General features: G+C 36.0%; 11 protein-coding genes, 1 pseudogene and 1 CRISPR repeat array. Of the genes and pseudogenes, 2 read left to right on the forward strand and 10 right to left on the reverse strand.

Annotation, left to right across the window (positions count from 1 at the left end; translation table 11 throughout):
- The 8 genes from CA730_RS18110 to CA730_RS18145 all read right to left on the reverse strand — a co-directional run bounded on the left by CA730_RS18110 (position 1) and on the right by CA730_RS18145 (position 7,700).
- Positions 1-1,617: a hypothetical protein gene (locus CA730_RS18110; protein WP_096669401.1), complete on the reverse strand. Its 1,617-nt coding sequence runs from the start codon at positions 1,615-1,617 to the stop codon at positions 1-3.
- Positions 1,607-2,020 (reverse strand): hypothetical protein, encoded by a 414-nt coding sequence (locus CA730_RS18115; protein WP_096669403.1) that lies wholly within the window; start codon positions 2,018-2,020, stop codon positions 1,607-1,609. The genes CA730_RS18110 and CA730_RS18115 overlap by 11 nt, the downstream gene beginning before the upstream one ends.
- A gap of 4 nt (positions 2,021-2,024) precedes the next feature.
- Positions 2,025-2,876, reverse strand: a complete 852-nt coding sequence (locus CA730_RS18120) for an RAMP superfamily CRISPR-associated protein (RefSeq protein ID WP_096669405.1) — start codon at positions 2,874-2,876, stop codon at positions 2,025-2,027.
- Position 2,877: 1 nt separating this feature from the next.
- Positions 2,878-3,861: a type III-B CRISPR module-associated Cmr3 family protein gene (locus CA730_RS18125; protein WP_096669407.1), complete on the reverse strand. Its 984-nt coding sequence runs from the start codon at positions 3,859-3,861 to the stop codon at positions 2,878-2,880.
- A complete protein-coding gene (locus CA730_RS18130; protein WP_096669409.1) occupies positions 3,846-5,447 on the reverse strand; it encodes a Cas10/Cmr2 second palm domain-containing protein in 1,602 nt (533 codons plus the stop codon). The genes CA730_RS18125 and CA730_RS18130 overlap by 16 nt, the downstream gene beginning before the upstream one ends.
- A gap of 369 nt (positions 5,448-5,816) precedes the next feature.
- Entirely contained in the window at positions 5,817-6,800 is a 984-nt protein-coding gene (locus tag CA730_RS18135) for a CRISPR-associated protein Cmr3 (protein ID WP_096669411.1), read from the reverse strand.
- Between the two features lie 182 nt (positions 6,801-6,982).
- Positions 6,983-7,246, reverse strand: coding sequence for a type II toxin-antitoxin system RelE family toxin (locus CA730_RS18140; RefSeq protein ID WP_096669413.1), 264 nt, complete (start codon positions 7,244-7,246; stop codon positions 6,983-6,985).
- A 199-nt stretch (positions 7,247-7,445) separates the two neighbouring features.
- Positions 7,446-7,700 (reverse strand): type II toxin-antitoxin system prevent-host-death family antitoxin, encoded by a 255-nt coding sequence (locus tag CA730_RS18145; protein WP_096669415.1) that lies wholly within the window; start codon positions 7,698-7,700, stop codon positions 7,446-7,448.
- Between the two features lie 477 nt (positions 7,701-8,177).
- Between CA730_RS18145 and CA730_RS18150 the strand changes: the two genes are divergently transcribed.
- Positions 8,178-10,268: a WYL domain-containing protein gene (locus tag CA730_RS18150; protein ID WP_096669417.1), complete on the forward strand. Its 2,091-nt coding sequence runs from the start codon at positions 8,178-8,180 to the stop codon at positions 10,266-10,268.
- Between the two features lie 562 nt (positions 10,269-10,830).
- Positions 10,831-11,154, forward strand: a pseudogene (locus CA730_RS18155) (transposase); the annotation flags it as partial.
- 78 nt (positions 11,155-11,232) lie between these two features.
- Here CA730_RS18155 and yidD read toward each other — a convergent pair.
- Together yidD and CA730_RS18165 are read right to left on the reverse strand one after the other, a co-directional pair.
- Positions 11,233-11,742 (reverse strand): membrane protein insertion efficiency factor YidD, encoded by a 510-nt coding sequence (gene yidD, locus CA730_RS18160; RefSeq protein WP_096669419.1) that lies wholly within the window; start codon positions 11,740-11,742, stop codon positions 11,233-11,235.
- 45 nt (positions 11,743-11,787) lie between these two features.
- The gene (locus CA730_RS18165; protein ID WP_096669421.1) at positions 11,788-12,156 is read right to left on the reverse strand and encodes a hypothetical protein; all 369 of its coding nucleotides are present in this window, start codon (positions 12,154-12,156) and stop codon (positions 11,788-11,790) included.
- Between the two features lie 155 nt (positions 12,157-12,311).
- A CRISPR array of direct repeats spans positions 12,312-14,124; the repeat unit is 36 nt; unit sequence GTTTCCATTAATTCCACTTCCTATAAAAGAAGCGAT.
- Positions 14,125-14,367 lie beyond the last annotated feature (243 nt).

Genomic DNA, 14,367 nt, shown 5'->3' on the forward strand with positions numbered 1-14,367 from the left:
TTAAACTCCCCACAATTTAGTAAAATCAGTTGTTGGTAAAAATGTTAAAAACTCTTGTGTTGTTTCATCTCTTCTGTCAGGAAAAATGGTTAATAATTCAATATATTCTCTACCTCTCGGTTTAATTTCTTTTTCTCTTGTTATAAAATAATGTGGATACATCCGATGGTAAATTCTACCAATATTTCCCATTCTTCCAGTTAAGCTAGAACCTTTGATTTTTTGATTTTCTTGATATTCACCATGAAACCAGTTCACTGCTAAACTATCATCTTTATCTTCTGCTATCCGTCCCCAAATTTGTACTTTTTGAGGATGAAAAGATTCACGCCATGAACTAACTTGATCCGTTGGTGTTTTACCTTTAAATATTAACCACTTATTCACAGATGTTTTCACACTATCAATAATCTTAGTAACATTTTCAATCTTCCCAACAGGAAAATAATAGACTGTAGACTTATCAATAAATTGCCAATGACATCCAATCATGGGTTTATTTCCCGGTTCTAAATAGTCTGGTAAAAATATCCGATGATCAATTCTACGAGAAGATTTACCAAAACCACCAATTAGCATGGAAAATTTCAGAATTTGCACCACTAACTTTTTCAGTTTATCCTTATATTCATCTGTATAACTTTTCATACAAAGAATAGATAAAACGCCTTTTTTTAAATCATAAATTGGCATTTTTACAGTTTTTCTGTATGTAAATTCATTCAGTTCTAAGTCAATAGGATTAAACGCAATACCCAAATCTCCAACTATTGCACCTTTAGCACCTGCAAACCCTCCCCAAAGTTCCTTTGTTAATTCTTCTGCTGTATTTTCATCAGTGACAGCACTAAATAACCGCAATGTATGACCACGTAAAGCAGCCTTAAACATATTTGGACGAAATTCACCACTTCTATCTATTAATTGTGATGCTAATCCTTTTCCTTGCAAATTAACTGTAATGAGTTTAGTTTCTGAGTGTTTAATAGGTTGACCATAACCAGCACTTACCCTAGAACCAATACCTCTTTCTATAGCTTTATCCCAAATACTCCAGATAGTTTCCCACTCGCTATCATCTAATTCAATAGTGCTAGAAATACCAAAAACTAAAGTCGGTTGATAGAGGGATATTTGCAAAAATGCAGAATGAGAATTACTGTTTTTAATTTGCCAATCTTGTTGGGGATGAACCACATCTATTAAGGGTTTTTCTTTCCAACTATGATCTTTTGGAAATGCACCATGAAAACGCAAAATACCTGGTTGTGTTTCATTATTAATTTCACATCCACAATATCTGATTTTTTGTTCACGGGTACAATGTCTTAAAAATGCCCCCTTCATACTTGCACCAGGATAATAGGGAAATCCATTGGCAGCAATTACAGGGCGGATAAAATCATCATCTTGTCCACTATTAGAAAGAAATCGCCAAGTAATTTTATATTCTTTATTTTTTACCTCATGACTAAATTGAGGTAAATTGTGATCTATAGCTTCTTTCCATTCATTTATCCATCTTTTTGACTGTTCGGGTTGTTGAATATATTGAATTTGTCCTCTGCCGCTAATTTGGGCTTGAAACATTAAGGGTACTTCATTACTATTCGGCATCGCTATCACCTGCTTTTTTATAACGTTGAGTCCACCAAACTAAACTATCACAAAATTGAGTCAAAACCGCTAAACAAATTCGTTGATCTTCAACTTCTAATTCCCATAATCTTGCTGCATAATCTTGTACTTGTCGGGTATTACTTCCATCAACTTGATCATCAGGAAGTTTAATTCCTGCTTGTTTCATAATTTCGACAAAAGTTTTCCAAGTCTCACGCCAATATTTACCTTTTTCGGGTTCTTTAGATAGCAGTCGTAAATGTTCACCCCAAAAACGTTCTAAACCATAAGGTACAGTAGTTCGCATTTTATGAGATTGACCAATTACACCCTTTTTATCCCGATACATGAGGACTAATTTTTGTGCTTTTTGGTCTAAGTTATAGGATTTCCAAGTCATTTTTTTATACTCCTTTAAAGGTTAATTCACAGTGACCTAAACCGATAGATTCTAAACCACCAAGATAAATATCTGCGGTTTCACCACTTGTTAAAGGCTGCCATTTTTTGTCAGATTTATCATCTCTAATGGCAATAGGAAATACTAAAATAGTGCCTTCAGGTAATGCTTCGGTATTAAAAAAACCACCACCATCTACTACTTTTTGATCTGGTTTTAATCGCACACGACTTTGACGATATAAAGCCATATCATGAATCATCCCAATATCAGCATTATCTACTATTACTGCTGGTTGTTCTTTGAGATCAGGAAACCAAGGTGATAAGTCTTTAGTTTTGCTAATTTCTAAAAAACCTAAATTAAAGAAGATGGTTTTTTTACCTCCTGTTGCTTGTTTAGCTACAAGATTAGTTGAACCTGTATAAGGATCAGGAATTTGGATGTCTTTGAGAAATTTAGGTTTACCATCTACTTGAACTTGAACACTATCACCAGCAATTCTTTTATAACGTTGCAATAAACGGGGACAGCTTACCCAGACTATCGGTTGACCGGGACAAAAAACGGGAATCCAAATAATAGAAGCGTATTCTAGTTTAACTATAGATTCTGTTGTACTATTAGCTTTTCCTATTTCTCCTTCATTTCCATACCATTTATCAGCCTCTTCTTTTCCTTGGGAATTATACATTTCTGAACGTAAACGACCACGAATAGAACTACCAGGAACAATCCCAGTTTGGGTAAATTGGTCACGGAAAATTAAGTTTAAATTACCGCTTTCTTCTCCTGCTGTTGCACCTACATGAAGCGGTGCTAAGGTTTCAATAATGCCGTAGGCTTTTTTATACATTTTAGTTAACTCCTTTAATTTCTACTGGTAAACACAAACCACAACCGACCTTCTTGAGACTGTAACCTTCTTTGGGAAACCATTTTTCATCCCATTCCCACCAAGGTTTATTAATAGGTTCTTTGAGAACGTAAACACTGCCCGCAGGAACAGCATAACGTCCTCTTCCTAATGTTCCTTGGGAACGGAAACGATAGGGAACGGGCTTATCAGTTAACATCTGTATGGTTTCAGGAAAATTATTATGTTGAGGTTGACGGTGAGATATTCGATTAGAACCCCAAATCCCTGGTGTAATTAAAGCGAAAGATTTGCTAACTTTTTGATTTAAAATATCTATGATTCTTGGATTAAGTTTGTCACAGGATATTTCAACAATGTGATTTTCACCTCCAAATTTATACCAACCATTTTCAATGGGATAGTTTGATAAATAAACTAAACAAACATCATCGGGAATTTGGACAGAGTTTTCTAAAAATAGTCCATTAGCATCTTCTGTACAGCGTTGAGTTGTTTGAATTTTGGGATGTAGAAAAGAAACAAATTTCCAAGGATTATCAGCAATATTAGTAGTACCTTTCAGTGCTTTTGCTGATGTTTTCCAAGATTCTATAGTTTGCCAGCGATAATCGGGTTCTGGTTTATCTATACTCTTTTCTAACTGCCATTCACCGTTTTCTATTTTCCATTCTCCAAAGCCTTTTTTGGCTATAATTTTATGCCAAGGAATGGGAACAAAAAAGTTTTGTTTGTTATTTGATTTTGCCCAAAATGGACCTGTGACATAAAGATTATCTCTCAATTCTGTTTGAGAATATTGTTCGTTAATTTTATTGATGCTAAAGATTAAGCCTGATAATGTAGCAGCTTCAGGAGGAAATTTAGCTCCAGAACGACCAACTAAGTTTTCAGGTGATAAAAACGCTCCTGCACTACCATACATGAATCCTAAAGGATTAATACTAATTAAGTATTTGAACATAAATGCCAACCCACTTTAACTAAATCTGTTATCCAATCAATGATTAAGTTTGATCTTTCCATAGCATCAATATTGTCACCAAAACCAGTTATTTTTTTTGCTAGTTCATAATTTTTATCCTCTAGTATTTTTTTACCCTCACTGGGAAAATAAAGCTCAAAAAATTCCAGAGCTGATTTTTCAACAATATAGGCTTCATCTTTATTTTCAATTTTAAATGTGCGTCGAGATTCTAAATGTGCTAAGTCTTGATAAATGTGACTCCAATTTGATTGTTTATCTCTATCTTGATATTTCATTAAAATATCCAAATAACACCAAGGACAAGTCCACTGGACATATTGACCACTATTAAAAACCACGCGAATAGTCACCCTATCTCTCCCTAAAGATTTGGCTACTTTCTCCGCTTCCCGACAATGTTGTAAAACATCTCGCTGGGGAACACTACCACCAACCCATACAAAACCGACACTAACATTAATAGGTTGTTTATGTTCTTTCCATGTCTCATTTAATGTTAATAACCATTCATATGCTTCAAATGCTGGAATTGGTTCAGCAAGATTTTTACTATAGATAATTCCTAAAAAATCATCACCACCAGCGTAAACAATTCTCCCTAATTTTTTGCGTAAATTGAATCTATCATCAAATTGTTTTCCCCAATTACGCATTGCATCACTAAAGTTCTTTATTTCTCCATCACCATTTTCTTTTTGAGCTAATTCTTTTAAATGATCTCCAACTTTATCACCATCTCCCATAAACCAACCTGTCCATTGTCCAGGTATACTTTCTTGATTATTTTCTGGTTGTGCTGGTTGTGGTTTACGTTGAATTTCTTTAAAACTTTTGTCGAGTTCTTCTATCCCTAATTCTGTGGCTATTTCATGTCGAGTAACTAGGCGCTTTACTAATTCGGGAATACTCAGTTTTTCATTATCTGCTATAAATTTACCTTCTGGTGTTTCTGATTCTTCTTGTGTTACTGCTGCTAGTCTTGCATAAAATTTTTCAATTTCTTCCTTTTCATCACTATAATTCATATTTTTAGGATTGCGCTTTTCTCCCCCCAAACCAGGAAACGCAATTCCATCTGTACCTGTTAAGCTAGAACTCTCACCAATCCAATTAACAGCACTCCAATCACGGGATAATTTATTAGTTTCTAAATCATTCATTGCTGCTTCAATAGAGCAACCAGTTCCTTGAAATATCTCCCAAGTATGACCACCCCAAAGCGTCCACTCACGTTCCCAGTGATATTCAAATTCAGGTGGAGGTAATTTTTCCTCTATCCAAGTTCGACAAACTTTTAACATCTCTTTCCATGCAGAAAGTAATATTTTTTCTGCATCTTTTTTGCTCATTTCTCCTTTAATCAGAATGCGGTTAGGCATCCCTTTTTGTAAATTAGGTATTGCTGGAGAAATTACTTTTAATCCGTTTTTCTTAACAGACAAAACTAGCTGCTGACTCAAATAAGAGAGAATCAGAGATGCACCATATAAGTCTCTAAGTTTACGCGATTTCTCGATAAACCCTTGAACAGGTGCGAAGGTGATAGCAGTATATTTAGTCATGGATTCTGTATCTCCTTGTCATTGTGTCTACTATGCAGGGTATGAACTAGATGAGGTCAAATAAGTATATTTAATCATGGGACTTGTTTCTCATTGTGATGCTTAGTTTTTAACATACACGCTAAAAGTCATACTCTGTTTAAAAAAGATAGTTTGTAAAAATTAGTTAGAAAACTCAACAGGTTTTGTCACAAATCACTAAGTTTTTGCTAGTAAGTTTAAGCTCGTATGGTCATATCTGAAGATATATCAACAAATTTGACTGTTGTTTGTAATCTGTGAAGATTCACGGATTTGTGTTGTGTTTTTATCTTAGCAGTAAAAAACTGGTTGTAAACTGCTACTCATGCGAACGAGGAAATTTACTGGTTACAAGGGTAGTGCTAGACTACATCCCCAACGTTTAAAGTTATAACCCTCTGTAGGAAACCATTCCTTTGACCATTTATACCAAGGTTGTTTTATAGCTTTTTTGATAACATATACACTACCTGAAGGAACAGCATAACGTCCGCGAGATAAGCGTTTGGTGTTACCAGTACCACCTAACCGATAGCGAAAAGGTTGAGGTTTTTCTGTGAAAATTGATTCAATTTCCCATACAGGTTGAAATTCATGATCTTTGTAAATCATGGGTTGAATATAAGATAAGCGAGTAGAACCCCATACAGCAGGAGTAATGATGGCAAATTGTTTACCAACGGGTTCGTTAAATAACTCTTGAGTTGAGTTAGCAATTTTTAAACAATGTATATCTACTGTGTGTCCTTCACCACCTAAACGATAGCAACCATCATTTAAAGGTATGTTACTGAGATAGATCAAACAGGTATCAGGATCTATTTGTACAGCATTTTCTAAAAATAAATTTTCTTGACTGCTATCACTATCAAGGTGACGTTGTTCTAGAGAAAATCGGGGATGTAAATGTGGTATGTATTTCCAAGGATTTTGATGTATTTCTTTTGGATTATACCAAGATTTAATAGGTATCCATTGTTCAGTTTTTATCAATTCATCTGTTAATAAATCACCTGTTTCTAGTTGCCATGCTTGAGTTTGAAAATCCCAATAAAATATATCTTTAATTTCTCCATTTTCTACTAAATAGTTAAATGGCAATGGGACATAAAAATTTTGTGGTTCTTCTGTATATGACCAAAATGGTCCAGCTATTTGCAGTGAAGTAATTAATTCTGTTTCTAGGTTAGCTGCATATATTCCTGATATGGTTGCTGTACTGGGGGGAAATTTTCTATTTGATAAGCTAATAAAATTTTCTTCGTCAATAGAACGACCTGCACTACCATATAAAAATCCTAAAGGTTCGATAATGATGAGAAATTCAAACATAGTTTAATGGAAATAAAACACAAATTCTGATGTTGAACAATATGTGATCTTTTGTGCGATCGCATCTTCTTCTGGCAATAATCCCTAACCAATAATTTCAATGCAGATTAAGATTTGATAGAATTGCTAAACTCGTATAGGTAAAACAGTTGTTTATACCTATGCCACAAGTATCACCAGTATCAAATTCTTCGATAAACTCTGTTTCTCAGTCCAATGATCACGATTAATACTTCGTGAGATTTATCATCAATTTGGTAAACTATTCGGTGGTCTTTTACACGCACTCTATACAGGTCTTGATTGTGATAAAGCTTTTTAACTCCTAAAGGCCGAGGATTTTTTTTCAAGGAGTCTATAACAACGCCTACAGCCTCTTTGAAAGCTTGTGCAAGTTTACTAACATCTCTCGCAGCACAAGGCTTCAGAACAATTTGGTATTCCATAATTCTCTATTAACTTCTCTGTGTGTTTATTGAACGTTTGAATAATGAGGGTTTTTCCCTTCTTTAGCCTGTGTTGTGGTCGCGTATCCTGTTCATCGTTGAAAATCCTTAGTTTTTGCGTCTATTAGTCTGATTTAGCACAGAAAAAATAGTCTGTCAATAGAAATAAAAAATTACATCAAAATTAGATCAAGAGCAATTACAGCCCAAACCGTAGCTTAACATCTTCCCAAGACACTGCTCCTGATTCTTTTATCGCTTCCTCTGCCGCTTGAATATCAAGCTGATCTTCTAACTCTTCTAACTCCTCCAATATCTCTAACTCTTCAAGGGGAACTAAAGCTGCCATAGGTTTTCCAGCTTGATGTATAACAATACGTCTTCCCTCAATTGCAACTTTGTCTATAACCGTTTTAATATTTGCATCATCAATATTTATTTGCTGATTAGTCATATATGTTACTCAAAATCAATAATTTGTCAGTATTCGAGCAAATTAAACTATGGGAAATTATTTTTCATTGCTCAAATGCCTTTTACAATAGCTCATCATTATCTAATCTAACAATGATGCTATAATTGTAAAATGTAATTCCCGACGACTGGGTAAAGTCGCTTTGTTGGAAACAAAATGAAACTTGTGTATTTATTAAACGTTTGAATTAAAAACGTTGTGATTAAACAAGATGATTTGGTACTTCACTATCACAGATGAAAAACCAAATCATTATTGTTTTAAGAGAAATTAGTAGCGATATTTTTTAACTAGGCGGTTATAAACCGCACAAATACAGAAAAAACCCAGATGTGCGGGTTTTTAATATTGCTTCTCTGCAATTATTATAAATTCGTGATTCGCTTGAAAACACTAGACTTTGAGCTTTGTTAAATGCAGACAATATAAAATAAGTTTTATTGAGGATCGAAGAAAATGTCTACTCCTCCTATCTGTCACATCCTGATTGGTGTCCCTGGTAGCGGTAAGTCCACTTTCGCCACTGAATTAGCCAAATTGGGGAATTATCGCATTGTCTCTACTGATGTTATTCGTCAAGAACTCTATGGGGATACCACTATTCAGGGTGATTGGATAGATATAGAAGCAGCAGTAATTTCTCAAATCACAGCAGCATTGGCTCAAAATAATGCTGTAATCTATGATGCCACTAATGCCAAACGTGCGTGGCGACTGGATTTATTAGAAAAGTTAAATGTAGCTATTACTTCCCCGGTTTTATGGATGGGGTGGTACTTAAAAACCCCTTTGGCAACTTGTAAAGGATGGAATCAACAACGCACCCGTCAAGTTCCAGATGTGGTAATTGAGAGTATGCACCAATGGCTGCAAGATTTTCCACCAATGGCCGCTGAAGGGTTTGCAGCAGTTAAGGAAGTTGATGTCACGTCCCCAAAGTTCAACTTTCACCAAATCTCTACCCAAATTCAACAGCTTTCTCGAATTCTAATCAACCGTAACAACCGTAATAGTCAAATTACTTTTCATGCTTACAGTAAATTGCTGGATTTTGAGCGATTGATGTATCTAATTTCCTTGATCATTAACTATCCGGGAATTGGTAATCTACAAGCAAATCACCCCAGTTTATTAGCCAGCATTTTGGGTAAAATCCCTCGATTTACCAGTTCACTAGAAGAAATCACCGCTTGTATCAGCCAATTATATGGCAATATCTATGCAGATGAAATTGCGATCGCCTTTAATTTACTATGGTTGCAGCAAAATTCCCTCATTGGTGTTAATTCTATCTCTTCACCTTCCCATCTCCCTATCTCCCCTGGCGCTGTTTCTCTGACTGCTTCTGCATCTGTAGTAACTCATCCCTACTCCGATTTGCAAGCGTTTCAGAGATTGTTGCAAACCATTAGGTTCATCTTACATCATCCGTTTTTATCCAATTCTGGACAAGGAAGTTTAAAAACCTTGGTGTCTGCACTACAAGAATATGAGACTATTGATAGTAATACTTTAGATTCTGTCCGTAAAGATATTGAAAAAGTCCTTAAACCATATAAAATATTACATAATTTTCCTATGCGAGACGGTTATTTTGCGGGAACGGCAATTTTATCAGCACTAGAATTAACTCAGGTGTTTCAAGTTCTCCAGTCTCAAGCACAAAGTCTCAATGACCCGATAGCACTAGAAATTTATGAAACCTTTGCTACTCGCATGGCACAAAGTCGCTTAGAGGTCAGTGATATTTATGCAGTACGAGCGATCGCTAATCGCAGTATGATTGACTCAGAATATTTACCAGCAGAATCTCTAGCCAAAAATTTACAGCAAGTCGAGGAAGCGATCGCTCAAGGACAACTGTTAGAATTAAATCGTTTTCCTGGTGGTGGTAAGTTTACCCTAGATGAAGAAGGGTTCTTTTTCGCTTTTCCATTACAAATTGTTTTTTCCAACACAGCTTGGTATTTGGGTTATGAATGTGTATCAGGCAAATATAATGGTTTATTTCGTTTTGAACGATTAGATAGATTATTCATTGGTCAAATACAAACAAAGGTGCGTTCTCGACAAGAACAAGAAAGTGCCTTAAAAAAACTACAAAAACTATCTGAAGGAAGTGCAGGAATTTTTTTAGGTTACAATCCCCAAAACCAACAGCAATTTCTGAGTGTTAACAAAAAAGAACGTTCTCTAGTGTGTATTACTATTGAACTGTGGTTTAATGATGAACTTTTTAGATTTGTTGCCGAAGGAACTAAACGGTTTCCTCCACAACAGATGAAAATGTCTCTACCAATCACAGGTAAGAGATTAACTTTGCCTAAATCTATTTTTTGTCTTGATAAAACAGAAAATAAAACCTTTCCTCATCGGTTTCAAGTCATATTACCTCAGTGGTCTTTAGATGATGTAGAGATTTTGCGCTGGATTCTTGGTTTTAAAGGAGGAGTGAAAGTGATAAAACCAAAATCATTAGTTAATAAATTAAAACAAATCGGTGAAGACATTGTGAATGTTTATAAGGGAAATGCCGAAAACCCCTGAACGGTTACTTCCTAAGTCAGGTACATCTGTGCTTTAGACAAGGGATGAAGGCTAGAGGCAGGATTTATCCTGCATTGATTTTAATCCATATTCGTGATACAACTATATTGTCACTAAAGACGTAATATCCTGCATTGATTTTAATCCATATTCGTGATACAACTATATTGTCACTAAAGACGTAAAAAGCTACCGAGGGACTCTCGGAAAGTTACGCTTGTCAGATATGATTTCGCCTGCCAGGTCTAACGAAATCAGGGCAAGAACCCAAATATTTAAGGCAGTGCCTGAAACTGGGATAACTGAGGGATATAGACTGAAACTCTCTATAGAATCTCCGCGTCTTTAGACCGGAGAGTGTCAAGTCTTTGTTTTGACTTTTGACTTCCGCCTTGCAGTACTAGCACACTGCGGCGTAAGTGAACCAACCATTCTAAATCGTTACAAAGCCTATACTGTCTTTGTTTTGACTTTTGACTTTTGACTTCCGCCTTGCAGTACTAGCCCCCTCATCGCTTGCGGGGAGGGGGTTGGGGGTGGGGTTCTTGTTCCAGGTTTGATGACAATTTGCTGTAATAAACGGTTTAACCGTTCCGGGGTATTATTTCAGGGACGGTTTCAAAGTATTCACATCCAAGAAACTGAATATCTTGTCAATCTTTCTCGCTATATTCACCTCAATCCAGTAAAAGCCGGAATAGTAAACCATGCTGGAGAATGGGAATTTTCTAGCTATTTAGAATATGCAGGATTACGACCAGGAACACTTCCTAACATAGAATATATCAAAATACAAATCGAGTCAGAATCAATTTATCAACAATTTTTGCTAGATCATAACTTACCTAATTTTACTGACTTCAAAAAACTACTAATCGATGATTGAAAAGAAAAGATCCCCGACTTCTTAAAGAAGTCGGGGATCTGGGATTTGGGATCTAATTAAATGATTAATTTTAATATTCTATTTGCCTTCATTTGCGACACCTAAACCAATTATACCCAAACAACATAAACCATAATAAATCTCTGGCTCATTCCCACATTTACCGTCTTTTTGGTCTTGTCTAATAGATGCTTTTGTTGCTGTTTTAAAACATTGGGAATAGGCTTTTCCTTTACTTGCTAACGCTGGCGTTGCTAAACCAAAAGTGAAAAAAGCCGGAATAATTAAGTAAATAAATCCCCTTCGATTTAGTAAATGTGAAGTTCTCCGTTGTAAATTTGCTTGTTGCTTTTGTCCAGTTAATGTTTCCGCAGCTATTCCACAATCGGTAAAGCGTTGTTGAGAGAGATTAATAGCTTTTTTTAAATCCTGTTCTAAAAAAACACCCTTCACATATTCTGAACAAGATTCACCATTATGTAAAACCCGATGAGCGCAACAATACCCCTTATAAGGTGAAAGATATCGTTGATATAAATTAATAACAGTAACTAGAGAATTGCGGAGAAAATTACTAAAAATCTGCATAGTTGACTTCCTGAAATTTCCAAAAATTGACAATTAAAAACTACATTATTTACTTAATTCTTCAATCTGTTTTTTCGCACGAGAAATAGCCAAAGCATTATCAATAGGAGCAATAATTGTCCCCGCAACTGATCCTATACCAAAAGCTCGTGCCATAGCTTCTTTATTATTACGAGCAGTTCCACCAATTACCATCCCTATTAAAGCCCCACCACACATAAGCCATAGAACTGCTTTCCACCGTCGGGTGTAACAATATCCACCAATGGGAATGAGCAGAGAAAGGAAAACAGCAATCCCTATATTTAATCTAGAAAGGCGTGCTAAATATTGTAATTTTTTACGTTCTTCTTCTCCCTTAATTGAATCAAGATATTGACGTAAAATTTCTTGATCTTTATTTTGTTCTGACATTGTAGAATTTCCCTCACCAATCTGGTTATGTTATTTACATCTCGTGTAACAACATAATCTCAATTTTGTGATTATTCAATACTTTTCATGCGAATGAGGAAATTTAAAATATCCTAAACCCAAAAATCCCCGACTTCTTTAAGAAGTCGGGGATCTCATATCTTGATTCCACTTCCTATAAAAGAAGCGATAACTTGGGAAGGACAGGAATTTACCGCTCCTGTAGTTTCCATTAATTCCACTTCCTATAAAAGAAGCGATAAAACAAAGGACGGCACCCTGCTTGCCTACAACGAGATGGTTTCCATTAATTCCACTTCCTATAAAAGAAGCGATGAGTTCTTACTAGATAGATAGAGTAAACCAATTGGTCGTTTCCATTAATTCCACTTCCTATAAAAGAAGCGATTTGGTGCCGTCCAAGCTACCAAGGATAAGGTTAGTAGTTTCCATTAATTCCACTTCCTATAAAAGAAGCGATGTCCTGCAAAGGCTTTATCAAAAGCAAATTTTCGCAAAATTGCCCCGCCCCTGTCGCTGTACATCAGATTAAGTTTCCATTAATTCCACTTCCTATAAAAGAAGCGATTTTTTAGGGGTTGGTCACATATCACCACCAAGCAAGCTCTTCTGTTTTTTCAAGTTTCCATTAATTCCACTTCCTATAAAAGAAGCGATATTGACTTGCAGCTATCCACTGTCTCAAGTACAGGAGAAGTGTATGTTTCCATTAATTCCACTTCCTATAAAAGAAGCGATATCAATAAATGGTCAAGGGTTTGAGATAGTAACTCAGTTTCCATTAATTCCACTTCCTATAAAAGAAGCGATACAGCAAAACTTACCAAGCAGCCCGGTCTTGGGGTAGCGTTTCCATTAATTCCACTTCCTATAAAAGAAGCGATTAAACCATTTGTGATTAGCTGTATACCCGTAGAGTACAGGTTTCCATTAATTCCACTTCCTATAAAAGAAGCGATTTCCCGGAGAGTTCCAATTAAAAGTCCAGATCCAAGGGTTTCCATTAATTCCACTTCCTATAAAAGAAGCGATTACCCTAGGTACCCTTAGTAACCGCAAGGTTAAGCTTGTAATAGAGGTTTCCATTAATTCCACTTCCTATAAAAGAAGCGATCTGAGTTACTAGATTACATGGAAATACAAGTGGAAGATATCCAGTTTCCATTAATTCCACTTCCTATAAAAGAAGCGATACCACCAACTCCTAATGAATATTGGTAAATTGCTAAACTTCTGTTTCCATTAATTCCACTTCCTATAAAAGAAGCGATCTGAATACAGTTTCTCAAGAATGTGTTAAACACATTGTTTCCATTAATTCCACTTCCTATAAAAGAAGCGATGCAGTCCGTACTGCTGCTGACAGAAGGTCTGACCAGCTTGCTGCGTTTCCATTAATTCCACTTCCTATAAAAGAAGCGATTGTTCAACTAGGAATGTCGCTGGTCTTTGAGGCTAGTTTCCATTAATTCCACTTCCTATAAAAGAAGCGATTGTGCTACGAGCACACTGTTGTCACCAGTTTTCCTTGGCAGGATGAGTTTCCATTAATTCCACTTCCTATAAAAGAAGCGATTAGATAGCTGGGATGAAACAAAAAGATACTCGTTTCCATTAATTCCACTTCCTATAAAAGAAGCGATTTTAAAATTCAAAGGACACGAAGTTGAAGTTGAGACCTACGAAGTTTCCATTAATTCCACTTCCTATAAAAGAAGCGATACGAGACTGAGAAAAGGATGAATCTTGAGACCCAATATTGGGCTGTTTCCATTAATTCCACTTCCTATAAAAGAAGCGATTTGACGGCAACCCCGGACGATATTTCGAGGTCTACGTTTCCATTAATTCCACTTCCTATAAAAGAAGCGATGCTCCTGGAGAGGTAGGGAGAAGCCCCCAAGCTTAACTGTTTCCATTAATTCCACTTCCTATAAAAGAAGCGATACCCGTCATTATAAACCCATACAGTGCCTAATGTCTAGATGCCATTTGCGACGGGGTATCAATTAGGGGCTGCTTTTAGAAAATAAACAAGCAATCAAAACCCCTGAAACCCTTATACAGAAAGACATCGGCCGGGTAAACGGAAACATCAGCATTTCCGCCATTGACCTGACCCCGCCGCCAACAAATCATCACCAATAAATAAATTCGTCATTCGCATGAAATCACTTGTATAAATTTTCT

The organism is Dolichospermum compactum NIES-806 (assembly GCF_002368115.1).
In the GTDB taxonomy this organism is placed as follows: Bacteria; Cyanobacteriota; Cyanobacteriia; order Cyanobacteriales; family Nostocaceae; genus Dolichospermum; species Dolichospermum compactum.

Excerpts from the sequence above, each read along its gene's own strand:
- CA730_RS18125 (WP_096669407.1), bottom strand. The coding sequence starts at position 3,861 with ATGTTCAAATACTTAATTAGTATTAATCCTTTAGGATTCATGTATGGT.
- yidD (WP_096669419.1), bottom strand. The coding sequence starts at position 11,742 with ATGCAGATTTTTAGTAATTTTCTCCGCAATTCTCTAGTTACTGTTATT.
- CA730_RS18165 (WP_096669421.1), bottom strand. The coding sequence starts at position 12,156 with ATGTCAGAACAAAATAAAGATCAAGAAATTTTACGTCAATATCTTGAT.
- CA730_RS18110 (WP_096669401.1), bottom strand. The coding sequence starts at position 1,617 with ATGCCGAATAGTAATGAAGTACCCTTAATGTTTCAAGCCCAAATTAGC.
- CA730_RS18115 (WP_096669403.1), bottom strand. The coding sequence starts at position 2,020 with ATGACTTGGAAATCCTATAACTTAGACCAAAAAGCACAAAAATTAGTC.
- CA730_RS18140 (WP_096669413.1), bottom strand. The coding sequence starts at position 7,246 with ATGGAATACCAAATTGTTCTGAAGCCTTGTGCTGCGAGAGATGTTAGT.
- CA730_RS18145 (WP_096669415.1), bottom strand. The coding sequence starts at position 7,700 with ATGACTAATCAGCAAATAAATATTGATGATGCAAATATTAAAACGGTT.
- CA730_RS18120 (WP_096669405.1), bottom strand. The coding sequence starts at position 2,876 with ATGTATAAAAAAGCCTACGGCATTATTGAAACCTTAGCACCGCTTCAT.
- CA730_RS18135 (WP_096669411.1), bottom strand. The coding sequence starts at position 6,800 with ATGTTTGAATTTCTCATCATTATCGAACCTTTAGGATTTTTATATGGT.
- CA730_RS18130 (WP_096669409.1), bottom strand. The coding sequence starts at position 5,447 with ATGACTAAATATACTGCTATCACCTTCGCACCTGTTCAAGGGTTTATC.
- CA730_RS18150 (WP_096669417.1), top strand. The coding sequence starts at position 8,178 with ATGTCTACTCCTCCTATCTGTCACATCCTGATTGGTGTCCCTGGTAGC.